At 36.8% G+C, this 23,489-nt stretch carries 19 protein-coding genes; 18 read left to right on the forward strand and 1 reads right to left on the reverse strand.

Annotation, left to right across the window (positions count from 1 at the left end):
- Positions 1 to 6: 6 nt before the first annotated feature.
- A complete protein-coding gene (locus ACYQ2D_RS00595) occupies positions 7 to 1,368 on the reverse strand; it encodes an MATE family efflux transporter (RefSeq protein WP_117455958.1) in 1,362 nt (453 codons plus the stop codon).
- A 212-nt stretch (positions 1,369 to 1,580) separates the two neighbouring features.
- Between ACYQ2D_RS00595 and ACYQ2D_RS00600 the strand changes: the two genes are divergently transcribed.
- From ACYQ2D_RS00600 to ACYQ2D_RS00685, 18 genes are all read left to right on the forward strand, one after another.
- Positions 1,581 to 2,003: a Fur family transcriptional regulator gene (locus ACYQ2D_RS00600; protein ID WP_022304005.1), complete on the forward strand. Its 423-nt coding sequence runs from the start codon at positions 1,581 to 1,583 to the stop codon at positions 2,001 to 2,003.
- Between the two features lie 45 nt (positions 2,004 to 2,048).
- Positions 2,049 to 2,231 carry a hypothetical protein gene (locus ACYQ2D_RS00605; RefSeq protein ID WP_117455956.1) on the forward strand — a complete coding sequence of 61 codons (183 nt, stop codon included), beginning with the start codon at positions 2,049 to 2,051 and terminating at the stop codon, positions 2,229 to 2,231.
- A 2-nt stretch (positions 2,232 to 2,233) separates the two neighbouring features.
- Positions 2,234 to 3,346 carry a YibE/F family protein gene (locus ACYQ2D_RS00610; protein WP_459784339.1) on the forward strand — a complete coding sequence of 371 codons (1,113 nt, stop codon included), beginning with the start codon at positions 2,234 to 2,236 and terminating at the stop codon, positions 3,344 to 3,346.
- Complete coding sequence (locus ACYQ2D_RS00615; RefSeq protein WP_117455954.1) at positions 3,340 to 4,116, forward strand: YibE/F family protein; 777 nt, start codon at positions 3,340 to 3,342, stop codon at positions 4,114 to 4,116. Before ACYQ2D_RS00610 ends, ACYQ2D_RS00615 begins: the two co-directional genes overlap by 7 nt.
- Positions 4,113 to 5,024 carry a hypothetical protein gene (locus ACYQ2D_RS00620; RefSeq protein WP_459784341.1) on the forward strand — a complete coding sequence of 304 codons (912 nt, stop codon included), beginning with the start codon at positions 4,113 to 4,115 and terminating at the stop codon, positions 5,022 to 5,024. Before ACYQ2D_RS00615 ends, ACYQ2D_RS00620 begins: the two co-directional genes overlap by 4 nt.
- A 131-nt stretch (positions 5,025 to 5,155) precedes the next feature.
- Entirely contained in the window at positions 5,156 to 6,388 is a 1,233-nt protein-coding gene (locus tag ACYQ2D_RS00625; RefSeq protein WP_459784342.1) for an aminopeptidase, read from the forward strand.
- Positions 6,389 to 6,647: 259 nt separating this feature from the next.
- Entirely contained in the window at positions 6,648 to 8,072 is a 1,425-nt protein-coding gene (locus ACYQ2D_RS00630; protein WP_459784344.1) for an ATP-binding protein, read from the forward strand.
- Between the two features lie 103 nt (positions 8,073 to 8,175).
- Positions 8,176 to 10,545, forward strand: coding sequence for a hypothetical protein (locus ACYQ2D_RS00635; RefSeq protein WP_459784345.1), 2,370 nt, complete (start codon positions 8,176 to 8,178; stop codon positions 10,543 to 10,545).
- Positions 10,546 to 10,620: 75 nt separating this feature from the next.
- Entirely contained in the window at positions 10,621 to 11,421 is an 801-nt protein-coding gene (locus ACYQ2D_RS00640) for a helix-turn-helix domain-containing protein (protein ID WP_459784346.1), read from the forward strand.
- A gap of 324 nt (positions 11,422 to 11,745) precedes the next feature.
- On the forward strand, positions 11,746 to 13,803 hold the full coding sequence (locus ACYQ2D_RS00645; RefSeq protein WP_459784348.1) for a M28 family peptidase: 2,058 nt from the start codon (positions 11,746 to 11,748) through the stop codon (positions 13,801 to 13,803).
- 18 nt (positions 13,804 to 13,821) lie between these two features.
- Positions 13,822 to 14,460: a GNAT family N-acetyltransferase gene (locus tag ACYQ2D_RS00650; protein WP_459784349.1), complete on the forward strand. Its 639-nt coding sequence runs from the start codon at positions 13,822 to 13,824 to the stop codon at positions 14,458 to 14,460.
- A 39-nt stretch (positions 14,461 to 14,499) separates the two neighbouring features.
- Entirely contained in the window at positions 14,500 to 15,753 is a 1,254-nt protein-coding gene (locus ACYQ2D_RS00655; protein ID WP_459784350.1) for an AGE family epimerase/isomerase, read from the forward strand.
- 375 nt (positions 15,754 to 16,128) lie between these two features.
- Positions 16,129 to 17,937, forward strand: a complete 1,809-nt coding sequence (locus tag ACYQ2D_RS00660; protein WP_022303662.1) for a Na/Pi cotransporter family protein — start codon at positions 16,129 to 16,131, stop codon at positions 17,935 to 17,937.
- 174 nt (positions 17,938 to 18,111) lie between these two features.
- A complete protein-coding gene (locus ACYQ2D_RS00665) occupies positions 18,112 to 19,065 on the forward strand; it encodes a diacylglycerol/lipid kinase family protein (RefSeq protein ID WP_022304803.1) in 954 nt (317 codons plus the stop codon).
- 262 nt (positions 19,066 to 19,327) lie between these two features.
- A complete protein-coding gene (gene eno, locus ACYQ2D_RS00670) occupies positions 19,328 to 20,629 on the forward strand; it encodes a phosphopyruvate hydratase (protein ID WP_117455939.1) in 1,302 nt (433 codons plus the stop codon).
- Between the two features lie 174 nt (positions 20,630 to 20,803).
- Positions 20,804 to 21,544 (forward strand): peptidylprolyl isomerase, encoded by a 741-nt coding sequence (locus ACYQ2D_RS00675; RefSeq protein ID WP_187558452.1) that lies wholly within the window; start codon positions 20,804 to 20,806, stop codon positions 21,542 to 21,544.
- Between the two features lie 36 nt (positions 21,545 to 21,580).
- Entirely contained in the window at positions 21,581 to 22,750 is a 1,170-nt protein-coding gene (locus ACYQ2D_RS00680) for a M20 family metallopeptidase (protein WP_459784352.1), read from the forward strand.
- Between the two features lie 166 nt (positions 22,751 to 22,916).
- Positions 22,917 to 23,468, forward strand: a complete 552-nt coding sequence (locus ACYQ2D_RS00685; protein ID WP_459784353.1) for a beta-class carbonic anhydrase — start codon at positions 22,917 to 22,919, stop codon at positions 23,466 to 23,468.
- The last annotated feature ends 21 nt before the right edge of the window (positions 23,469 to 23,489 follow it).

Consider the following 23,489-nt stretch of genomic DNA (forward strand, 5'->3'; position numbering starts at 1 on the left):
TAAAATTCAGTTTTGAATTTCTGCAATTGTTTTTTTAAACTGAAAAGAAAACAGCGCAGAAGTAAAGAGTACCGCAATGATATCTGCGATCGGTTCTGCCATATAAACACCGATAACTGGATTGGATACAAGGTGCGGAATCAGGTAAATCAGCGGAATTAGTAATACAAATTTTCGAACAACCGCAACGATAATAGAATTTACAGCTTTACCAAGAGAAGTAAAAGTCATCTGGCAGGCAATCTGAATTCCAAATAAAAACAGACCGCCAAGATAAATTTTCAGCATAGGCGCAGTAAAGTTGACAAGGTCTGCGTCGGAGGTGAAAATACCTACAAATACTTTTGGAATCAGTTGTACGGACATCCAGAGTGCGATGGAATACGTCAGGCAGGTCGTTAAAAGAATACGAAATGTCTTCTTTACGCGTTCTGCATTTTTAGCACCGTAATTATAGCTGGAAATTGGCTGTGCACCTTGTGCAATTCCCTGTAAAGGAAGCATGGCAAACTGCATAACACTGGTTAAAATGGTCATAGCTCCAACTGCAATATCCCCACCGTAGCGGAGAAGTGAAGAATTAAAGCAAACTGCTACAATACTTTCACTTGCCTGCATGATAAAAGCAGCGAGTCCAAGTGCAATACAGGGAAGAATAATAGTTGCTTTTAAAGGCAGATAGTCCTTTCGAATGTGAATCTGTGTTTTTTTACCGCAAAGAAAGAGTACGACCCAGATAGTAGAAACAGCCTGTGAAAGAACGGTTGCAAGTGCAGCACCTTTTACACCCATATGAAAAGCAAAAATAAAAACCGGGTCTAAAGTAATGTTGCAGATCGCACCAATCAGGACAGAAATCATAGAAACAGAAGTAAATCCCTGTGCCGTAATAAATGCATTCATTCCGAGCGTCAACTGGACAAAAAGTGTACCGAAAGCATAGATATGCAGATAGTCGACTGCATATTGGATGGTATTTTCACTGGCACCAAAAGCCAGCAACAGATTCTTGCCCCAGCGAAGTAAAATAATCGTTAAAATAATAGAAATGATAATCTGAAGTATAAAACAGTTACTTAAAGTCTTTTCGGCAGAGTCATGTTCCTGTTTTCCCATAAAAATAGAAGCGCGTGGTGCGCCGCCGGAGCTGACCAGTGCCGCAAATGCAGATACAATCATAATAACCGGCATACAGACACCGACTCCTGTAAGTGCCAGACTTCCGCTCTTGGGAATATGACCGATGTAAATTCGGTCTACAATGTTGTAAAGCATGTTAATCAGCTGGGCGATTACCGTTGGAACAGACAGTTTAAGAAGGAGCCTTCCGATTGGCTCGGTGCCTAGAAAATCTTTATTTGTTTGCATAAAAATAAGAGTCTCCTTTTTTGATGTTTTCTGGTGCTTGTGCTTTTTAATGATAGTACATAGGTGAAATAAAATCAAGTTTGACATGAAAAAATGAAGCAGTTAGAATAGAAGAAAAATAGAATTTAGATAAAATGAAAGTTGTTTTCAAATTATGTTGACAAAAGAAGTTTTTGTGATAAAATGATTTCCAAATTGGAGGGAAAGTTAAAATGTCAAAAGCACCATATAAAACAAAACAAATGGCTGAGTTACTTACATTTTTAGAATCTGTACAAGGAAAACATGTTACTGTAAATGAGATTTGTGACTATTTTAAGGAAAAAGGAATATCGGTTGGAACGACAACGGTATATCGTCATTTGGAAAAAATGGTAAAAGAGGGAGTGGTCGCAAAGTATGTTGTAGACGGAACCAGCAGTGCATGTTTTGAGTATACAGGAAATTGTCAAACAGTAGAAAAAGAATGTTCTTATCATTGTAAATGCGAAAAATGTGGGAAATTGATTCATTTACATTGTGATGAGGTTGAAAGCTTAAAAAAACATATGATGGAACATCATAGTTTTGAAATGGACTCATTGCGTACTGTTTTCTATGGAATTTGTAATGAGTGTAGAAATAATAAAGAATAGTATTCGGCAGGAACATGCTATCACTATTGCATTATAAAAGATGCGATGGCATGTTGTGCGCAAGGATTAGAGTTTGTCTGGGGAGATGGCTCGCATAAATACCCAGATGAATATCCGGCAGAAGATACAGAAATTGAAGTTCAGGGAACATTTGAAACTTATAAAGAAAAGGATTATGATACGACATTTTGCAGACTTGCAAATGTAGACATGAGGGTAAAAGAATAAAAATGTTTGTTGGTATTAAGTTGGTTGAAAAAAAATATTGGATTATTGGAATTTTCTACTTATTGAGCATTCTATTTGTAATGAATGATGCATGGCTATATCATACTCCAATCGCAAAGTTAACAAAGGTGGAAACAAGCATATCAGGTCAGGTGAGAAGTACAAGAGGAACAGAAGAGACAAGATATAAACAGAAAATTCAGGGAATTATATTGAATGGAAAGAATAAAGGAAAAGAAGTTCATTTTTCTAATGAATATACAGATACTGGAATGTTGAGGCAACCTTATCATAAAGGGGATAAAGTATTATTAAATGGTTCTGTAGATGACATAGGAACAGGTGTACGTGGGTTAAAACGGGATACAATAATCGTAAGCTTGCTTGGAATATTAATTATAATGTTGATTTTAACAGCAGGCAGACAAGGAATATTTACGTTTATAACAGTAACTATAAACATCATAGTATTCATAGTTGGATTTTGGATATTAGGAGATACTTCAAATATATTAAAAATTTGTAATGAAATCGTAATTTTATTTGCAGTAGTTACATTAATCGGATTAAATGGGATACATAGAAAAACATGGGCGGCATTGCTTTCAACCCTTTGTGTAATTGCAATGATTATGATAATATTTGATGTAGTTGTTCGCAGGAGTGATTTAGATTATTCGACCATGGAATATTTAGGTCTGAGAAATATAGAGAATACAGAGGAAATCTTTCACGCAGAAATTATCCTTTCTGGATTGGGAGCAGTTATGGATGTGGCTGTTGCAATATCCGCAGCATTAAGTGAGATCATTGAGAAAAAATCAAATGTAACATTTGGACAGCTTTTTCAATCAGGAAGAGAAATTGGTTATGATATTATGGGAACTATGTTAAATGTGTTAATGTGCGTGTTTGTCTGTGAATTAATTCCAATGTGCTTAATTCAAATGAACAATGATGTCCGCCTTATTACAATTATAAAATTAAACATCCCATGTGAAATATGCCGTTTTCTCATTGAATGTATAGGAATTGTATGGGCGATACCTGTCTCTATTGTTATTACTTCGATTATAATAAAGATATCTGTAAAAGGAAAGAAAAGAATATGTTAGGTGTATTGGGATTGATTTTATTGATTTCTATTCTTATTATTGGCGGAGACAGAGGTGGAATGTCTTTAGTTGCTCTGTGTGGAAATTTATTTTTCTTGAGTATGGGAATCTGGCTTATGGCAGAGGGGGTACCTGTTTTTTTATTAATAATCTTAATAGGGGCTATAGTGTCTTACATTACACTGTTTTATCAAAATGGGTCGAATATAAAAACATGGAGTGCTTTTATTGCAGTATTAATTACGATGTCTGTTTTAGTATTTGTAGTTCAAGGAGTAATATGGGGAAGTAGGGCTGGAGGCTTAAATGAAATTCAATCGGCAGGCGAAGAGGTTCTTTTCTACGATATGAACTTAGATATTAGTATGCAAAAAGTTCAAGTGGCTGTAATTTTGCTTAGTACATTAGGTGCAGTGATAGATATGGCTTTTACAGTTACGGCTTCCTTATATGAAGTGAAAAGTCACAAACCGGATATGACAAATAAAGAATTAATTGAAAGTGGAATACGAGTAGGAAAAGATGTAATTGGAACAACTATTAATACATTATTGTTTGCATATTTTGGAGAATCTCTGTTATTGCTTTCTTATTTAAAAATGAGAAATGACTCCTTAGAATTTTTGCTTAACTCTAAAATTTTATTTCAAAGCTGTGCATCAATGCTTCTAGGAGCGATTGCCTGCGTTTTGGTAATGCCGATTTCAACAGTACTATTAGCTAAAATGAGTAAAATAAAAAATATAGAAAAAGGTGAAAATGAGATATGACACAATTAAAAAAAAGAAAAGCCTATTATCATCTTCCGGGTTTGTTTGAATTCTATGAACTTTATCGCTTGTTTTTACCCCTGTTTCGGAAACATAGAGAATATTTTTATGACTGGTGTGAAATTGGTTCCATTTATGGAGCGCCGTGGGACTGCCTCTGGGGTGGCGGTCGTGTGGAATGTGGAGACAGCAGACCACAGGAAGTTTTAGAACTTATGCAGGAATATGGAATTTCAGCACGGTTGACTTTTAGTAATTCTTTATTAAAAGAAGAACATCTTTCGGATAAAAGATGTAATGCGCTGTGTGCATTGTTTAATAAGGGAAAAGAAAAACAAAATGGCATAATTATCCATTCAGATTTGTTATTAGACTACTTGAAAGTAAATTACCCAAATCTGTATTTTGTTTCTTCTACTACGAAAGTTTTAACTGAATTTGAAGAGTTAAGAAAAGAAATTAATCGTGAAGAGTTTGGCTATGTTGTGCCGGACTTTCGTTTAAATAAAGCATTGGATAAATGGAAAACACTTTCAGAAGAACAAAAAGATAAAGTAGAATTTCTCTGTAATGAATGTTGCTGGTTGGGATGCAGGGACAGGAAAATCTGCTATGAAGCAGTTAGTCGGAAAAATCTTGGAGCAAATGGAGCAGAGCATCCTTGTAGTGCACCAAATGCAGGGGAGGGATATCGCTTTTCAAAGGCGATATCCAATCCAGGTTTCATTGGATTAGAAGATATTAGAAATGTCTACATGCCAATGGGATTTTCTAATTTTAAAATAGAAGGACGTGGGCTTGGAAGCGCACTGGTTTTGGAATTTTTGCTCTATTATATGACAAAACCGGAGTATCAGATTCATGTAAGAGAAGCAATTTATCTTGATAATATGCTGGATATTTTTTAAAGATAAATCCTATCCTTGCGAAGCTAATAAAAAGCAGGTATACTCTTAATTAACAGTGATAAAAGACAAAAATAAGATGTCTGAAATAAATCACAAAGTATAAGAATTTAAATGACGGGAGATTGTTTACAATGAATGAAAACAAATTAAGAGAGTATGCCAAGCTGATTGTAAAAATTGGAGCAAATGTACAGAAAGGTCAGCGGGTTCGTCTGCAGGCTGAAGTAGACCAGATTCCGCTTGTAAAAATGGTTACAGAAGAGTGTTATAAGGCTGGTGCAAGTTATGTGGAGTTGTTCTGGTCCTGTGGTGAAGTGAATAAACTGCATTATCAGTATGCAACATCGGATGTACTTGGAGAGGTTGCAGTATGGGAGGAAGAACGTGCAAAACAGATGACAGAAACTCTGCCGGTTCGTATTTTTATTGATTCTTCAGACCCAGATGAATTATCCGGTATTTCACCGGATTTAATTTCAACTGTAAATCAGATGCGTCAGAAAGTCTTAAAAAAATATCGTGACCAGATTGACGGAAAACATCAATGGCTGATTGTTGCAGCAGCTTCTGAAAAATGGGCGAAAAAAGTATTTCCGAATGAACCAGAAGACGTAGCAGTTGACAAGTTATGGAATGCAATTTTTGACTGCGTTTATTTAAAAGATGGGGAAGATGCAGAGAAAATCTGGCAGGCACATAATGAGCGTATGACAAAGAAAGCGAACTGGTTGAATGAGCAGAACTTTAAATCTCTTCATTATACCAGTAGTAACGGAACGGATTTTACAGTAGAGCTGATTCCTGGTGCAAAATGGGGAAGTGCAGGCGACGTCAATCATATCAATCAGACATTCTTTGTTCCAAATATGCCGACAGAAGAAGTATTTACCAGTCCAATGAAAGGAAAATGTGAGGGACGTCTGGTTTCCACAAAACCACTCAGCCGTTCTGGACAGGTCATTAATCATTTTACCGTTGATTTTAAAGACGGAAGAGTTGTGGAATGTCATGCAGAAGAGGGAGAGGAAGTTCTGAAAAAAATGTTTGCGATGGATGAAGGAGCTTCTATGCTTGGAGAAGTCGCACTTGTTCCAAAAGAATCTCCGATTAATCAGTCTGGTTTGATGTTTTATAATACCTTATTTGATGAAAATGCCTGCTGTCATGTTGCAGCCGGACGTGGATTTTCAGAAGTCATCGAAGGATTTATGGACATGACAGAGGAAGAAATTCATGAAAAAGGCATCAACGATTCTATGATTCACATGGATTTTATGATAGGCTCCGATGACCTGCATATTGTAGGAATTCGTGAAGATGGAAGCAAAACAGATATTTTCGTAAATGGAACGTGGGCAGAGTGATTGCTTCATACATTGAGAGAAGTTTAAAATGGCAAAATTATAATTGTTAGAAAAACAGTCAGGACAAAAAGAAGTTGTTCTGGCTGTTTTTTAGTTTAACCAAATCAAGGAAGTCCCCTGCTTCAATTGCGAGTACCTGCTTAACAAGCTGACTCGACAGGGAAAGGAAAGTAGGATAGAATAGTGGTATTCAGTCCTGGTTTTAATCAAATTAAGTTTAAAATAGGGAAGATTGAAAAATTTTTCAGGAGTAGTAAAAATGAAATCAATATCAATTTATACGCTTACCCGAAATCAAAAGATAGAGTGTCTGCAAAAATTAGAACGTCATTTATCTGGCAGAAAATATTTTTTAAAAATGCGTGAGTGGGAATTAGACAGTATGAAAGAACTGGTAAAACAGTTGGAATTGCAAATGTCAGATGTGTCTGCGTTGCGTTTTTTTTATTCTTTTCAGATACCAAAGCTGGGTAAGGAGTTTGACCTTCTTCAGATAAAAGAAGAACAGATTGTAAATATTGAATTAAAAAGCGGGGGTGTATCAGAAGATGCAATCAAAAAACAGCTTCTTCAAAATAAGTATTATCTGTCTGTGTTTGGAAAATCTATTTTATCTTATACCTACATCAGCAGTCAGAAACGGCTGGTAAAGCTGACGAATCATGACCATATCGTGGATGCAGACTGGGAACAGTTATGCAGTGCCCTGCAAAAGAATAGTGCAGATTATGAGGGCGAGATTGAAGATTTATTTCAGGCGGAATTATATTTGATTTCTCCTTTGACAGAGCCAGTCCGTTTTTTGGAAAAAGAATATTTTTTAACTTCACAGCAAAGAGATATTGAACGACAGATATTGAAACGGGTTCGGGCAGAAAAATCGGGATATTTTATTTTTACAGGACTTCCAGGTACAGGAAAGACGTTATTACTTTATGATATTGCAATGAAACTTTCAGCGAAAAAACAGAGGGTCTGTATGGTTCATTGTGGAGAGTCTGAAGAAAAATGGAAATTATTACATGAGAGGTTACAGCGGATTGATTTTCTTTCAGATAAGCAGTTAAATCATGAATTACAGTTAAAAAATTATAGTGGAATTTTAGTCGATGAAGCACATCTTCTGACATTAGAAAAATTAGAAATTTTATTAGAGTTAAGTGAACATCAACCAGTAATTTTTTCCAGTGATTCAGAAGATATGATTTCTCCGGATGAAATGGACCGAAGTGTCATGGAGAGGATTGAAAATCTACCACAGATTCAGAGCTTTCATCTGACCAACCGGATTCGTACCAATGCAGAATTATCTTCTTTTATTCAAAATATCCTGCATCTGCCGGATAAAAAGGGAACAAGAAATTATCCTCATGTGGATGTGGTCTATGCAAATGAGAAAAAAGAAACAGAAAATTTGCTAAAGGATTATATACGACAGGGCTATGAATATCAAAAAAATAAAGGACAGATAAAAGAGAATAAAGAAACAGAACAGCTTGTCATGGTGTTGGATGATGCTTATTATTATGACGAAAAAGGATATCTTAGAACGAATGTCTGTAAAGAAGAAGGAAAACAGGAAGTAAGAAGTCTTTTTCATCAGTTAAATCAGGCGAAAGAACGATTGACATTAATAATTGAGAAGAACGAAGAAGTATATGAAAAAATGTTAAATTTACTCTAATGATTCGTGAGTGTGAAATTTCTTAAGTTTTGATTGAAATTTTCTATAGCAATAAGCGTAATAGGATGATAAATTTAAACTTAGGAAAGGTGTGAAATATTATATGATGATAGAAAATAAGAAATTCCGTATGGAAGTAAACAAAAAGGGGTATGTATCAAATCTGACCATGAAAGATGACCCATATCAGATGAACTGGATGATTGAGGACAGTTATTTACAGGAAAAAAATTATAAAGACGCAGATAAATTATTTGGTTTTTTTGAACTTATAGCAGATAAAGAGAAGTTTGGAAGTCAGATGAGTGTTCCGGTTTTAAAAGAAACAGAGAAAGGGATTGAAGTTGTCTATGAATTTGAGACTCTTAAAGTAAAACAGTTTTATGATTTAGGAAAAGCTGAGGAAGCACTCTTTTGGAGCATTGAGCTGGAAAATAAGAGTCAAAAAAGAATGAATATTAAGGAATTTGGTATTTGGACTTCGTTTGCTTATGTGATGTTTCGGGATAAAAATGTGCTGAAAAACATTCATAATTCAGCGGCAGTGTTTCCGTTTATTTCTAAGGATTATACTAAATTAAGCATGGTGCGAAGAGATGGAAGCGGAGAAAGTCTTGGGTTTTATCAAATAAAAGGACAGACAAAATCAGTAGGAACTTACTGTGATTATTTAAATTTGTTCTTTGAAGATGTTTCTCCGTCTTTGGATGGAATGTTATTTCATAAATTATATCTGGCTGGCGGTTATCCAGAAGGTTTTAAGAATCATGACTGGATTTATGAAAAAGATGGTTTTAACTTAGAAGCAGGAGAAAAGAAAAACTGGCAGTATGTCATGAGCGCAAATCAAGGGGAAGAAGATTTTTATAAAGAAGGACTCAAATGGAGACATCCAAAGGTAGAATATACACCGCTTAATATTATCGGGGAAGTGTCAAGGATATCTGTAGAAACTCCGGAAGGTATTTCTATGGTTTCGGCGGATGCTTTTTATAAAGTGCAGGATGAAAGAAAGAAAACAGTTGTAGAAATCTGTCAGGATAAAGAAAATAAAGAACAGTATCAGCTGATTTTTAAACCGTCTGCAATGGGCGAACATAAAATAGTGCTTCGATTTGATAACGATACCGAAGATTTTGTTGTACTTAACGTAATGGACAAAATCGAAACTGTTATTGAAGAACGTGTGGAATATATCTGTGATAAATTGTATCATGATGAGACAATAAATCCGCCATTTGCATTTGAGCCGATTTCTAATCAGGGAGAATCTCTTGGAAAAGCAAATTTAGTTTTACAAAAAAATCTGCTTGGAAAATTAGATGCCAGTCAGGTTCAGAAAGTAGAAAAATGTGCAGTTAATTATGTACGTCCAAAATGGTTTATCGACGGTGATTTTAGAAAACCGAGAAAGCTATACGGAGATTTTTATCGTTGTATGGACTTTGAATATATTGCACATTTGTTTTACCTGTTATCGGAATTTGAGGATGAAACACTGGTGCTCAATACCGCAGATACCTACTTGGAATGGGCAACGGAAGTATTTGAATTGAGGGTAAATCCAGAACTTCACCAAGAGGAACGAGGAAAAGAAGAATCTCAGATGTTAGGTGTTTATTTTTTATATTTTGAACGTTTGCTGGATAAATTAAAGAAAAAAGGCAGAATGGAGCAATATAATAAAATCAAAGCAATCTGGGAAAGCGTGATGGATAAAATAGATGAGGAGGCAAAGACTTATAAAGCAGCCATCACAGAACATTTTTTTGACAATGCTGGTTTTGGACCAACAGCCGGTGCGTTGTGTGAAAGTGGGCGAATCGAAAGTGCAAAACAATATGGAGCGCTTTTACTTGCCAATATTGGCTATTCCAATGACTTTAGGGCTCAAAATCCAGACCGCTGGTGGGAGGCTTTGACCTATATGATTCATTCTTTATGGGGAGGAGTTACGGCTGCTTCTGCTTATAAAGTATTTGATAAATTAAAAGATACGAGATATTTAGAGGCAAGTTATCGAGCAACGGCAGGAATCCTTTATTGTTATGATACTCATTCGACAGCGACTTCTCCATTAGCAAAAGGAATGGCAGCATCTACTTATGCAGTTGCAGGACCACATATAAATCGACCGGATCTTTCAAGAGACCGCTTTGGTCAGTCTACTTTTTATAGAGATGGAGGAATTTTTGCAAAGTTGTTTGATAATGACAGCCAGACTCCTGACTGGGATATGGGAGAGGAGCTGGTTGCTTATCTGGAGAACTTTGGAGATAAAGCTTTCATTATAAAAAAAGGAACTTCCATTTTGGTTATCAATGGAAGTTTTGAAGAAACGGATACAGAATATAAAATCACAAGTTTTGCACCATATAGCAGGGGATTTTATTTTATTTCAGATGGTGATATAATAGAGCTTGCAAATGAAAAAGGTTTGCAAAAGATTACGCTGAAAAAAGAAAGGGTTTAAAAATAGATGTCCGGTGATATGATTTCCATTTCCATTCCGCCTTTTCCTGATTTTATAGAAGGAAATTATAAAATTATGAGAAAGGGGCAAAGCCATGTAGAACGAAAAAATTTAGGCTTTTTTGATTTAATTGCCGTAAAAAAAGGCACTCTGTTTCTTGCGGAAGGAGAGAAACAGTACGAAGTCAAAGAAAATGAAATGTTTATTTTATTGCCGGACAGACACCATTATTCCTGGAAACCCTGTCAGGAAGATACAGGTTTTTACTGGTTGCATTTTTACACAACAGCGCAGTGGAAACAAGGACCAAAGGCGAGCCGTTTTGTATCAAAGCTTCCGATATCAGGACAACATTATCATCAGTGTTCGTATACTCTGCATCTGCAAAAATATTCGACTATTAAGGAGCCGGAATTGCTGTTTGAATTGTTTCAGAATATACTGGACAGTACGGCAGGGGAACATGATATCTGGAAAACAGAAGAATTATTTTTAAGATTTTTAAAGACAATTGAAAATGCAGGGATGCATAAAGACAGACTGACACTGCTGGCAGAACAGATTCAGATTTATCTGGAAAATAATCTGGAACATCCGATTACAAATCAGATTCTGGAGCAGCAGTTTCATTTGCACCGGAATTATCTTGCAAAAGCGATGAAAGAAACTTTTGGAAAAACACCACTTGAGGTTTTAGTAGAAATTCGCTTGGAGTATGCAAAGCAGTATTTATTACGGACAGATTATGATATTCGGAAAATTTCAAGGCTGGTTGGATTTGGTTCGGAAATTTATTTTTCAAATTGTTTTAAAAAGCATATGGAAATTTCTCCGAAAAATTATAGAAAAAAATATGAAAAAAATACTTTGGTTTAAAAATGGCAAAGACTGTGTGTAGTCAAGCGGATATTCGCAATCCGCTTTCGCTACTTGCTCATAACCAAATAGCTGCTACGCAGCTTATCAGAAGGGGCTTGCCCCTCCTGATACAAGCAAGTCCCCACACCTGCTTATTGCTTTTTGCAATTGAAGCAGGGGACTTCCTTGATTTGGTTAAAAAAAGACAGAGTTTTTGTCATTTTTTAATTTAGAGATAAGGTGTTTTTGGGTTCGCAATAAATTGACAAGAGTACTGGTAAGCGTATAATAGAAAAAGAAATGATTGGAAGAGACAAAAAACGTAGAAAGAAGATGAGAAAAATGGAGAACTCAAGTTTTCAAGAGGCTTTAAAAAATTGTCTTTCCTGCTTAAAGGTAGAAGAGTCTTATCAGCTTGCAAGACGAATGGAAAAAGAAAAAACGAATCTTATCTTGGGCTATCGTACAGCAGGTTCTTTGGCAGAACGAAAAACGGGGGATATGCTCGTTGAAGAAATGAAAAAAGCAGGTCTTGTCGACGTACATAAAGACAAGATTACAGTCGATGCCTGGGAATTTAAAAAGGCAGTGATGCGCTATCAGACTAAGACAGGCGAGAAAAAAGAAATTCAATTGGGGGCATATCAGACTGATTTTAAGACAGATGGATTTGAAAGATTTGACCTGGTTTATCTGAAAAAAGGAACAGCCAAAGATTATGAGAATATAGATGTAAAAGGAAAATTGGTCTTAATTGAAATTAATCAAAGAGAGGAGTGGTGGATTAATTATCCGGTTTATCAGGCACATTTAAAAGGGGCAAAAGCTTTAATTGCCGTGCAAAGCCGCGGATATGCTCAGATTGATGATACGGCTTTGAATGCACAGGATATTGCAGGACCGGCATCAGCTCCCGCTTTTTCTATGTCAAGAGCAGATTTTTTAGAAATTTGGGAATTGATGCAAGAGAGTAAAAATGAGAATAAAAAAGAAAACAGTGTGCCCTATCTTTTGGTGGAATTGGATGCTGAGACAAAAGTAGAGAAAGACCAGTACACTTATAATATTGTTGGAAAGATTCCAGGAAGACGTTCAGATTCCATGATTCTTTTAAGTGCACATTATGATTCTTATTTTGAAGGATTTCAGGACGATAATGCAGCAGTTGCAATGATAATCGGAATTGCAAAGGCATTGATTCAAGGTGGTTATCAGCCAAATCATACCATTGTGGTCTGTGCGCTTGCAGCAGAGGAGTGGGGGATTTCTGACACAAAATATGACTGGTCTACAGGGGCTTACCGTCAGGTTTTTGAGGCAAGAGCGGATTGGCCGGGAAACGTCATTGCGGATTTTAATTTTGAACTTCCGGCACATGCTCACAGTACGAAAGATGCGATACGCTGTACTTATGAGTATGTTGATTTTATTCAAAAGTTTGTGGATAAAGATGCGATGCCAAAAGGGATTTATCCAGATGGAATGACAACGTTATATCCGATAGAAACCTGGTCGGATGATTTTACAATGGCAATTTCAGGAATCCCGTCTTTTGTAAATGATTTCAGCGGCGGACCATTTATGGAAAATTATTATCATTCACAGTATGATAATCAGGACGTGTATGAGGAAGAGATTTATCAGTTTCATCATGAGTTTTATCTTAAGCTTTTGATGGCGGTTGATGCTTTGGCGTTACCGCCGCTTAATTTCGCAACTGTTTTAACTGCAAGTATGGACAGTCTGGATTTGAATGTGTGTAAACAAACAGGTGCAGAGGGAAGCGTGTTTTTGGAGCAGACAAAAAAAGCAAGAGAAACTGCAATTTGTCTCTATGAAAAGATACAAAGCTGGAATCAGAATTTTGGGGCAGATGGAGACTGGAAAAGGGCAGATGCAATAACAAAAAAACTGCTTGCTATTTTTAAGAAAGCGCAAGATTATTTTGTGCGGTTAGACTGGGATGATGGAGTAATTTTTCCACAGCAGGCAGTACAGAATAATCTGCATGCATTAAAAAAAGCGAAGACTGCATTAAATGCCGGAAATATTGAGGAAACATTGGATGCATTTTACAGTATTGATAATAACTGCTATGCATTTGAATTTGAAAAAGAAGTGTTTTATCATTTTACAGAATATATTATGAAGCAAGAGTCGGAACGTTTGATGTGGGGCAAAGGAAGGATTCTGCACCATGAAAATCTATATGAATTGGTCGAAAGGCTGAAAAATAAAGAAATAGATAAAGACAGTCTTGAACTGGAGCAGAGGCAATTAGAGGAAGTATGGGAGCGTCAATGCGCATATTACAAGGATGATATTGAGTATTTGATTCGTGCGGTTACAAAATTTTCGGAGATGCTTCAAGAAACAGTTGTACTGTTTGAGAAAAATTAAAATGACCTGGAGGAAAATATGGAAAGCTCAAATTTATATCGAGTGAACAAAGAAGAAGATTTAGAAAAACTGATTTGTCTTTTAACAGTGTGTTTTGCAGAAGATCCGCTGTATCAGGCATTGATTCCAGATAAGGAGACGAGAGAAAGACTGATGCCGGAACTGTTTAGCTGTGATTTGACAGAATTTTTTGAAACCTGTGAAATCTATGCAGACAGCAGCGAATTAAACAGCATTCTTGTTGTCTCGGATGGAACGGAACATGATGCAGCGTTACATAATCTTTTAGTGGATTTTTTTGCGGTCTTAAAGACAGACAGCTATTTAATTAAGGAAGACCCGAGTCTTGCAACACTTTGGAAATTTATTCAGGGAAAGGATTATTTGAATTCAAGCTGGACTTCCCAGCTTCATAGCAATCAGCGGCTTCATGTGATTTATCTTGCGGTTGCACCGAAAGCTCAGCATCATGGACTGGCAGAAAAGCTGATGGATGAAGTGATTGATTATGCATATAAAAATAAATTAATGATTTCACTTGAGACACATAATCCGGCAAATGTGGCGATGTATGAAAAATTTGGCTTTCAATTATATGGAGTCGTGCAAAAAAAAGGCTTTCATTTAAAACAATACTGCATGATAAAACAGGCATAAAAATTCCGAGAGTACATGAAAAAAGGGAGGGTTTTGTAAATGGAAGGTGAGAATAGAAAATATCAGATAGGTACGAAAGAAAATAAGGAGTTTTTAGAAGAGATAAGAAAGAATCTCCTGGAGTTTGGGCGACAGTTTCCAGCGCCAGATGGCAGCTCTTACTATCTCGGAGATGATGGAACTCCATGGAAAGACAGAAATCGTGAGACATGGATTACAAGCCGTATGCTGCACGTATACAGCATTGGAACGATGCTTGGTGATAAAGGGAGCAAGGCATTAGCTGAAAGCGCATTAAAAGGCTTAAAAGGAGCGTTAAAGGATACCGAACATGGGGGCTGGTACAGCGGACTTCGCGCCGATGGTGAAATTTTGCCAAATAAACAGTGCTATGCCCATGCATTTGTAATGTTGTCTGCATCGTCTGCCATGCTTGCAAAGATTGATGGAGCAGAGGAACTTTTAAAAGAAGCTTTGGAATTATTTGATTTGCGCTTCTGGGATGAAAAAGAGAAACTTTGCGTAGATACCTGGAATACGGAATTTACGGTTTTGGATGATTATCGTGGATTAAATGCAAATATGCATACAGTAGAAGCATTTTTGGCTGTAGCTGATGCACTCTCGGATGAGAAATACCGTCAGAGGGCAGGAGGGATTATCGAACATGTGATAAAATGGTTTTCTGAAAATTCCTTTAGAATACCGGAACATTTTACAAAAGACTGGAAAGAAGATTTGGAGTGTAATAAAGAACAGCCGGCAGACCAGTTTAAACCTTATGGTGCGACTCCGGGACATGGAATTGAGTGGGCGAGATTAATCAGCCAGTGGGCACTTTCTACTTATAGGACAGAAAGTTCAAGTATTTTGACAGGAAAATATGTAGAAGCTGCCAAGGCTTTATATAATCGTGCGATAAAAGATGCCTGGAATGTCGATGGCGCAGAGGGACTTGTCTATACTACTGACTGGGAAGGAAATCCGGTGATTCATGACAGGATGCACTGGACTTTGGCAGAGGCAATTAATACTTCCTCAGTACTGTGGCAGATTACAAACAACCGGAGATATGCAGAGGATTATAGTAAATTTATGAAATATCTGGATGAAAAGGTATTAGACCATGAAAACGGTTCCTGGTTTCATCAGTTGAATGAGAAAAATGAAGTGATTGGGACGGTATGGCCAGGAAAATCAGATTTGTATCATGCATTTCAGGCAACCTGGATTCCTTATGGTAATGCTGCGGTTTCGATTGCATCCGATGTAAAACAGAAAATGGAAAAGTAAATCTCTTGAATTTATCTAAATAAAGAAAATCCTGTATGAAATATGCTTTGAAGAGCTGTATCGTACAGGATTTTTTTATTTAAGTGAAAATCGGTATAATTTCTATAAATAGAGCATCCATTTGTGTGTTAGTCAATAGGAAATGTTTAAAAAATTAAAATTTGTAGAAAATAATGGAGAACCTGTAAAAATTTTTTTGTTTTTTCGACAATCCAGAGATTGTAATCATTGAGGTGATGTGGCATAATAAAAAAGAAAATGTTAAAAACAAGAAAAGAATAGGTTAAGAAAATGTTAAATTCGTTTGTTTTTGACAGAAATCATATCCTTATATTAAGATATAGGTAGAAAAAACGGATAAAAGAGGAGAAAAGTATGGAAATATTTTCAATGGTTTTGTCGCTGCTTTGCGGAGTTTCCCTGTTTTTGTTTGGTATGTCCTTAATGGGAGACGGTCTGAAAATGGTTGCAGGAAACAAGTTAGAAGCTTTTCTGTACAAGATGACCAATACTCCACTTAAGGGAGTTGCACTTGGAACAGGTGTTACCAGTGTTATTCAGTCATCTTCAGCAACGACAGTAATGGTAATCGGTTTTGTAAACTCCGGTATGATGAAACTGAGACAGGCAATCGGTATCATCATGGGAGCGAATATCGGAACAAGTATTACGGGCTGGATTTTATGTCTTTCCTATATTGAAGGTTCAAGTGGAATTGCAAAAGTCTTATCTACAGCAACAATTTCAGCAGTTGTAGCAGTCATTGGTACAATTCTGCGCATGGTTTGTAAAAGGACGGTACATAAAAATATCGGAAATATCATGCTTGGTTTTGCAATTTTGATGACAGGTATGCAGATGATGAGTGGAGCGGTTTCACCACTTCGTGAAAATCCGGTTTTTGTAGACATGCTTACGATGTTTTCAAATCCAATTGCAGGTATTTTAGTTGGTATTTTATTTACCGCAGTGCTTCAAAGTGCATCGGCAACCGTTGGTGTATTGCAGGCATTATCCGTAACAGGAATCTTAACCTTTGCAAGTGCATTTCCAATCGTACTTGGAATTGGTGTTGGTGCTGCATGTCCGGTTTTAATCTCTGCAATCGGAGCAAATAAAAACGGAAAAAGAACGGCACTTGTTTATCTGATTAATGACTTGTTTGGTCTGATTTTGTGGTCCATTGTTTTTTATACCGTAAATGCGATTGTGCATTTTACATTTATGGATATGATTATGACACCGGTAGCCATTGCGCTGTTAAATACTGTATTCCGTGTAGCAACCGTAATTGTACTGTTTCCGTTTATTTCCAAAGTTGAAAAATTAGTATGCTGGCTGGTAAAAGACAGTGCGGAAGAACTGGAAGATGAAGAAGATTTTGATTTACTGGAAGAACGTTTGCTTAATTATCCGGCGCTTGCCATTGCACAGTGTCATCGTGTCATGAACGGAATGTCGAAAAAAGTGCGCAAAAATGTAAACCGTGCAATGAATCTGCTTAATGACTATGAGCAGGATAAATTCAATAAAGTACAGAGAAAAGAAAACTTGATTGATAAATACGAGAGTCGTCTGGGTGAATATCTTGTTCAGTTGACAAAAAGAGAGATGAACACGGCACAGACGAAGCAGGTTTCTTTATATCTTCACATGATTAATGACCTTGAGCGAATTGGTGATCATGCTTCTTATATTGGATATATGTCAAATGAAATGCATGAAAATCATACAGAGTTTTCAGAAACAGCCTGGGATGAATTAAATGTGGTTATGGAAGCGGTTCGTGAAGTGATTAATATTACAAGCAATGCGTTTGTAAATGATGACAGAGAGCTGGCACAGAGAGTTGCACCACTTGGTGTGATTATCACAAGGTCATGTGACGAATTGAAAATGCACCATGCAGAACGTTTAAGCAAGGGTGAATGTGGTCTGGAAGAAGGAACCGTATTTAATGATATTTTAAATAGCTTCGGACGTATCGCATCTCACTGCGCAAGTGCTATGGTAGCACTGATGAAGAGTGGAGAAGATACTTCTGATATCCATATTCACAATTCAAAGATTTATCCGGCAGATAATACGGAGTATTATTCTTATTTAACCGAATATAGTCAGAAATATGATATCGGAGAAATCAAAGAACATCTGCGAAGCATGGAACCGGAAGAAGTAGAATAAGAAAAATAAAGAAGAGCGGAAATGAAAAGATGAGATTCTTTTTGTTCCGCTCTCTTTTTATTTTACCCAAATTTAATTTTCCAAATCCATAAACTTTTACATAAACTTTCTATTGAAAAATCTCTCAATTCTGATTAAAGTTAAAAGAAAAAACAAAGGAAAAGGAATAATACCATGTTTTACTATTTTATCATAAATCCTTCTTCAAGTTCAGGAAAACATAAAACGCTTTGGAGAGAGATAAAGGAACAGTTAGAGAAAGAAGAGATTAACTATAAAATTGCTGCTACAAAGAAAACAGGTGATGCAAAGCGTCTTGCAAGAGAGGCGTCTTTGCAGGTTTCGGAAACTAATCCATGTACCATTGTTGCAATCGGAGGGGATGGTACAGTAAATGAAGTGGTAAATGGATTAATCTTATCTCCATTTTTAAGTTTTGGTTATATTCCAACCGGTTCAGGAAATGACCTTGCAAGGGGACTTGGACTTTCAAAAGAGCCACTTGAAGCTTTAGCCTTTATTCTTCATCCAAAAGAGAAAAAAGCGGTAAGAATTGGAAAAATTGTAACTAAAGATAATGAGGAAGAAGAGGGAGAAAAAAGAAGGTTTATAATCAGCAGCGGAGCAGGATTTGATGCAGCAGTCTGCCATCATTCGATTCAGTCGAAAATCAAAAACATGTTAAACTTTTTGCATTTTGGGAAATTAACCTACTTATTTACGGCATTAAAATTGTTGATGAAATATCCCTATACAAAGGCAGAACTGGTGTTAGATAATCAGAATAGAAAGGAATATCAGAGAGGAATTTTATTTTCTGTATTTATGAATACTCGTTATGAGGGTGGTGGATTCTTGTTTTGTCCAGAGGCAGAACCCTGTGATGATTTTTTGGATATTTGTCTGGTAGAAAAACTTCCAAAGTTAATGATTCTATGTGTACTGCCAACGGCATTTTTCGGAAAGCATGTGATATTTAAAAAAATGGTACATATTGAAAGATGTAAAAAGGCAGTACTGACAATGGAAGAGGCTGTTCCGATTCATACAGACGGGGAAAACGCAGGAGTAAAAAAGGTAGTAGAAGTTTCTTTAGAAGAACAGCCATTGAATTTCATTATTCGATAAGATGGCTTTGTAAAAGTTCAATGACTGTTAAAAGAAGAGAATCAGAAATTTACTGATAAAAACTATCACTTTCAGGGGATTGCATTTTTATTCTTCTTTTTGTATAATACAAATAGTTAGTTAAAACTAACTTCGCGTGACTGAATCATTTTAGAACTCCTTTGAAGGAAGATTACCTGAGTCTTTCTTCACCGGAAGATACCAAGCTTCCGGTAAAGGAGTTGTAAAATGAGAGGAAAACAAACAGAGAGGAGACATGGCAATGAGTCATTTAACAATTGAGAAGGTAATTGGAAGAGAAATTTTGGACTCCAGAGGAAATCCGACCGTAGAGGCAGAAGTTATCTTAAAGGATGGAACGATTGGAAGAGGAATGGCTCCAAGTGGAGCTTCCACCGGAGAATTTGAAGCACTGGAGCTTAGAGATAATGTAAAAGAAAGATACCTTGGAAAAGGTGTCGAAAAGGCAGTTGAAAATATTAATACAACAATTAATGAGACCTTACATGGACTGGATGCTTCTGACATCTATGCTGTAGATGGAGCTATGATTGCAGCAGACGGAACAAAAGACAAATCCAAGTTAGGTGCAAATGCAATTCTTGCTGTATCAATCGCAAGTGCAAGAGCAGCTGCAAATGCACTGGATATTCCTCTGTATCGTTTCCTTGGCGGAATTTCCGGAAATCGTCTGCCGGTACCAATGATGAATATTATTAACGGTGGATGCCATGCATTATCTTCCGGACTGGATGTACAGGAATTTATGATTATGCCGGTTGGTGCTCCGTCCTTTAAAGAATGTTTAAGATGGTGTGCAGAAGTGTTCCACGCACTTGCTTCTATTTTAAAAGAAAGAGGACTTGCGACATCTGTTGGTGATGAAGGTGGATTTGCTCCTGCATTAAAATCTGATGAAGAAGCAATCGAAACTATTTTAGAGGCAGTTAAAAAAGCAGGTTATGAACCAGGAAAAGACTTCAAAATTGCAATGGATGCAGCATCTTCTGAATGGAAAACCGGAAAGAAAGGCGAATACAAACTTCCAAAAGCCGGTACGGTATTTACTTCTGAAGAACTGATTGCACACTGGAAAAACCTTGTAGAGAAATATCCGATTATCTCAATTGAAGATGCTTTAGATGAAGAGGACTGGGAAGGCTGGAAGAAACTGACGGCAGAACTTGGAGACAAAGTACAGCTGGTTGGTGATGACTTATTTGTTACAAATACAGAACGTCTTTCAAAAGGAATTGAACTTGGATGCGGAAATTCTATTCTGATTAAGTTAAACCAGATTGGTTCTGTTTCTGAGACATTAGAAGCAATTAAGATGGCTCATAAAGCTGGTTATACTGCAATTTCTTCTCATCGTTCTGGTGAAACAGAAGATACTACAATTTCAGATTTAGCGGTTGCATTAAATACCTGCCAGATTAAGACCGGAGCACCAAGCAGAACAGAGCGAGTTGCAAAATACAACCAGTTACTTCGTATTGAAGAAGAACTGGGAAATGCAGCTATTTATCCGGGTATCAAAGCCTTTAACGTAAAAAACGATTAATACGAAGAAGCTTAGACAAATAATCTTAAATGAAAAATCCTCCAATAAATAAAACGATACAAATAATCTTTACAAAGAGCTGAAAATTTCATATAATAAAACAGTAATTTGGTCCCGGACAGTATTTACAGGTACTGTCCGGAATTTTTTATCACAAAAAGGAGATACTTTAAAATGGAAGAAAACGTAATTGCAGTTGTAGCAGGACACAAAATCACAGAAGAGGAAGTAACACATTACATTCAGACTCTGCCAAGAGAACAGCAGGTTTATGCAACACAGCCACAGTTTCGTGACTACTGCAAAGAACAGATAATTGCGCTGTATGTACTGGCAGAAGAAGGAAAAGAAGAAAAATTAGATGAATCTGAAGAATTTTTGACACAGATTGAAAAAGCAAAACAGGATATCTTAGCACAGATGGTACTTCGCAATATCATGAAAGAAGTAAATGTGACCGAAGAAGAAGCAAAAGCATACTACGAAGCAAATAAACACAATTATCAGAAAGGTGCAACTGTAAGTGCAAAACATATTCTGACAGATTCTGAAGAGAAATGTAAAGAAATTCTGACATTTATTCAGAATGGAGAAAAAACATTCGAGGATGCAGCAAAAGAATTTTCAAGCTGTCCATCTTCTCAGAGAGGCGGAGACCTTGGTCAGTTTGGAAAAGGTCAAATGGTAAAAGAATTTGAAGATGCAGCATTTGCAGCAAATATCGGAGAAGTAGTAGGACCGGTAAAAACTCAGTTTGGTTATCATTTAATTAAAGTAGAAAAGAAAAACGAAGCATGTGAAGCACCATTTGAAGAAGTGAAAGTAAAGGTTATGAATGAAGTTGCTCAGAAAAAACGTGAACAGGTTTATTCTGAAAAAATGACCAAGTTAAAAGAAAAATTTGTAGAAAAATAAAAAAGAAAAGTTTTAGGAAAACCAGGAGAGATGACTATGAATGAATATGAACGTGCCCTGGAATTAAAGGAAGAAACGATTGCAAACCGTCGGTTTCTTCATGAAAATGCAGAAACAGGTCTGCATCTGCCAGAGACAAAAGCATTTGTGATGAAAAAATTAAAAGAGTATGGAATTGAGCCTGTAGAATGTGGAGAGGGCGTAACTGCTACAATCGGAAACGGAGGAAAAGTTATTCTGCTTCGAGCAGATATGGATGCGCTTCCGATGAAAGAAGAAAGTGGAGAGCCATTTTCGAGTAAAACAGGGGCAGCCCATGCCTGTGGGCATGATTTTCATGCAGCGATGCTTTTAAGTGCAGCAAAAATCTTAAAAGAAGAGGAAGCAGAGTTAAAAGGAACAGTCAAGCTGATGTTTCAGCCTGCGGAAGAAACGTTTCAGGGAAGTAAAAATATGCTGGAACATGGAATTTTAGAAGAACCGAAGGTAGATGCAGCACTTGCTTATCATGTATCGCCAGGCAGATTTCCGGTCGGACTCTATATGTATAATGACAAGAATACAATGATGTATTCCGTAGATGGATTTAAAATTACAATTCAGGGAAAGGGCTCTCATGGAGCATATCCTCAGGTTGGAGTAGACCCGATTAATATTGGAGTGCATATCCATCTGGCTTTGCAGGAATTGATTGCGAGAGAGTGTAATCCAAGTCATTCCTGTGTATTGACGATTGGACAATTTGAGGCAGGAACAGCAGCAAATATTATTCCCGATACTGCTGTGTTGCAGGGAACAATCCGGACAAATGAAAAAGAAGCAAGAGAACTTTTAGTAAGAAGAATGAAAGAAGTGGTGGAGAAAACCGCAGAAGTTTACAGAGGAAGTGCGACAATTGAGATGATTTCAGAAGTACCGCCTTTGATTTGTGATTCTGAACTTACAAAAGAAGTAGTGGGATATATGAAAGAATTAGAGATTCCGAATCTGATTCCACATCCGGATGTTTCTTCAAGTGCATCGGAAGATTTTGCAGTCATTGCGGAAAAGGTTCCAAGTTCATTTTTATATTTGTCAGCTGGTTATCTTGATGAGAGAGGCGACTATCCTGCTCATCATCCAAAGGTGCAGTTTAATGAAGAGGTCTGCCCGATTGGTGCAGGCTGTCTGGCACACTGTGCAAGACGCTGGCTGGAAGAACATTAAAATAAATGAAGAAGATTTTAAGAAAATATCTGGTTTGAGGAAAAAAGGGGGATTTGCAGAGTTGGCGGATTCTCCTAAATTTTACTTGTGGCAGGGTGAAAAAAAGTTTATAATAAAGACAGACTCTTACAGGAAAAACCTGAAAAGAAAGGAACGGTGTGTGCGTATGATAGAAGATATTTTAAAGTACAACAAGGAGTTTGTGGAGAAAAAAGCGTATGAGCCTTATTTGACAAGTAAATACCCGGATAAGAAACTGGCGATTTTAACCTGTATGGATACCAGATTAACCGAATTATTGCCAGCGGCACTTGGCATTAAAAATGGAGATGCTAAGATTATCAAAAATGCCGGCGGGGTAATTACGCATCCTTACGGAAGTGTGATGAGAAGTCTGTTAGTTGGAATTTTGGAACTCGGTGTGGAAGAAATTATGGTAATCGGTCATACAGATTGTGGTGTACAGGGAATGGATGGACATCACATGTTAGAGGAACTCGTAGAAAGAGGAGTTTCACAGGAACACATTAATGTAATTAAGAGTACCGGAACAGATTTGGAAAAATGGTTAGGTGGATTTGAAAGCGTAGAACAGTCCGTAAAAGATACCGTATATGCGTTAAAACATCATCCTTTGATGCCGGCAGGAATTAAAATTACCGGATTTATTATGGATTCTGTAACCGGAGGTCTTGAGGCGATAGAAGAGAAGAAATAAGAATGAAAGGTAAGAAAAAAA

The organism is Blautia stercoris (genome assembly GCF_054657695.1).

Excerpts from the sequence above, each read along its gene's own strand:
- ACYQ2D_RS00595 (WP_117455958.1), bottom strand. The coding sequence starts at position 1,368 with ATGCAAACAAATAAAGATTTTCTAGGCACCGAGCCAATCGGAAGGCTC.
- ACYQ2D_RS00600 (WP_022304005.1), top strand. The coding sequence starts at position 1,581 with ATGTCAAAAGCACCATATAAAACAAAACAAATGGCTGAGTTACTTACA.
- ACYQ2D_RS00605 (WP_117455956.1), top strand. The coding sequence starts at position 2,049 with ATGGCATGTTGTGCGCAAGGATTAGAGTTTGTCTGGGGAGATGGCTCG.
- ACYQ2D_RS00610 (WP_459784339.1), top strand. The coding sequence starts at position 2,234 with ATGTTTGTTGGTATTAAGTTGGTTGAAAAAAAATATTGGATTATTGGA.
- ACYQ2D_RS00615 (WP_117455954.1), top strand. The coding sequence starts at position 3,340 with ATGTTAGGTGTATTGGGATTGATTTTATTGATTTCTATTCTTATTATT.
- ACYQ2D_RS00620 (WP_459784341.1), top strand. The coding sequence starts at position 4,113 with ATGACACAATTAAAAAAAAGAAAAGCCTATTATCATCTTCCGGGTTTG.
- ACYQ2D_RS00625 (WP_459784342.1), top strand. The coding sequence starts at position 5,156 with ATGAATGAAAACAAATTAAGAGAGTATGCCAAGCTGATTGTAAAAATT.
- ACYQ2D_RS00630 (WP_459784344.1), top strand. The coding sequence starts at position 6,648 with ATGAAATCAATATCAATTTATACGCTTACCCGAAATCAAAAGATAGAG.
- ACYQ2D_RS00635 (WP_459784345.1), top strand. The coding sequence starts at position 8,176 with ATGATGATAGAAAATAAGAAATTCCGTATGGAAGTAAACAAAAAGGGG.
- ACYQ2D_RS00640 (WP_459784346.1), top strand. The coding sequence starts at position 10,621 with ATGAGAAAGGGGCAAAGCCATGTAGAACGAAAAAATTTAGGCTTTTTT.
- ACYQ2D_RS00645 (WP_459784348.1), top strand. The coding sequence starts at position 11,746 with ATGGAGAACTCAAGTTTTCAAGAGGCTTTAAAAAATTGTCTTTCCTGC.
- ACYQ2D_RS00650 (WP_459784349.1), top strand. The coding sequence starts at position 13,822 with ATGGAAAGCTCAAATTTATATCGAGTGAACAAAGAAGAAGATTTAGAA.
- ACYQ2D_RS00655 (WP_459784350.1), top strand. The coding sequence starts at position 14,500 with ATGGAAGGTGAGAATAGAAAATATCAGATAGGTACGAAAGAAAATAAG.
- ACYQ2D_RS00660 (WP_022303662.1), top strand. The coding sequence starts at position 16,129 with ATGGAAATATTTTCAATGGTTTTGTCGCTGCTTTGCGGAGTTTCCCTG.
- ACYQ2D_RS00665 (WP_022304803.1), top strand. The coding sequence starts at position 18,112 with ATGTTTTACTATTTTATCATAAATCCTTCTTCAAGTTCAGGAAAACAT.
- eno (WP_117455939.1), top strand. The coding sequence starts at position 19,328 with ATGAGTCATTTAACAATTGAGAAGGTAATTGGAAGAGAAATTTTGGAC.
- ACYQ2D_RS00675 (WP_187558452.1), top strand. The coding sequence starts at position 20,804 with ATGGAAGAAAACGTAATTGCAGTTGTAGCAGGACACAAAATCACAGAA.
- ACYQ2D_RS00680 (WP_459784352.1), top strand. The coding sequence starts at position 21,581 with ATGAATGAATATGAACGTGCCCTGGAATTAAAGGAAGAAACGATTGCA.
- ACYQ2D_RS00685 (WP_459784353.1), top strand. The coding sequence starts at position 22,917 with ATGATAGAAGATATTTTAAAGTACAACAAGGAGTTTGTGGAGAAAAAA.